The organism is Pseudomonadota bacterium, assembly GCA_022361155.1.
Lineage (GTDB): Bacteria > Myxococcota_A > Polyangia > Polyangiales > JAKSBK01 > JAKSBK01.
Genome location: JAKSBK010000458.1, coordinates 1 through 1,109 on the forward strand (window position 1 = coordinate 1; position 1,109 = coordinate 1,109).

At 64.2% G+C, this 1,109-nt stretch carries 1 protein-coding gene; it reads right to left on the reverse strand.

Going from position 1 to position 1,109, the window contains the following annotated elements:
- Positions 1-286: 286 nt before the first annotated feature.
- Positions 287-1,109 (reverse strand): hypothetical protein (locus MJD61_17290; protein ID MCG8557017.1); only part of this gene is annotated, 823 nt, incomplete at its 5' end.

Here is a 1,109-nt window from a genome sequence, read left to right on the forward strand (position 1 = left end):
CGCCGACGATCATGCCGACGAGCTTGCCCGTGCCAATCTTCTTCGACCCTCCCTTCTTTCCGTCCCCGTCGCCCTGTCCTTCCGCGTCATCGGCCATCGTCCATCCCCTTTTCCGGGTCCACATCCGAGTCGGCGGAAGGGTAGCGAAACCCGCCTCGGGGGAAAAGCGGATCGATGGCGATGTGCCGGCGCCGCGGCACGCCGTCCACGTACACCGGCAAACTCGGACAAGAGAACCGACGGGACCCGAGGTCGACCCGACCCGTCACACGACGGGACTGAATGCCTAGGCGTTCGCCGGGGCCGGGGCACGGGACGGCTCGCCCACGGTCAGGCCGATGCGGAAGTAGAGCCACAGGCTGACGGCGAGGGGCAGCAGGCTTCCGGTCATCACCGTGAAGTTGGACTCCTGGTAGACGAACGGGAAGATGATGGAGAGCCCGACGATGACCTCCAGCCCGCGCATGCCGGGCGCGTTGAAGAACCTGTCCACGGCAGCCATGAAGATGCCGATCAGGAACATCCCCCAGAACACGCCGACGGAGCCGAAATTGGCGTAGAACTCCACCAGCCAGGGCATGTTGACGGATGTGGTGGTGTCGTCGTCGGCGATCAGGTTGTAGCGGTGGCCGAACTCGTTCCCCAGCTTCTCCTGCGGCTTGGCCGGCCAGATGACCCGCGGGATGGCGCTGACGAACAGGTTCCGGTAGGTCTCGCCGCCCCAGTAGGGGACGTTGGCCGGCGTCTGGTTGGTGACGTGGGACAACAACGGCAGCAGGGACATGCGCTTGACCACGGGACGCGTGGCCTCCAGTCCCTTCACCTTGATCTTGAACTGGTCGAACATGCGCCAGTCCTCGCCCTTGGGCCTGAACCAGATGTGCACCAGCAGCTTGCCGAAGTTGACCATGCGGGTGGGCATGCCCAGGTCGCTCTGCTGGCGCACCCAGTTCTCGTTCTTCTCGATGACCCGGTAGAACTGGATGCCGGTGTAGGTGGCGAACAGGAACGCCACGGCGGCCAGCATGACCACCAGCGGGGCCCGTTGGAAGTTGTGGTAGTAGACCAGCACGAAGAAGATGCCCATCAGCATGATGGGCGTGATCAGC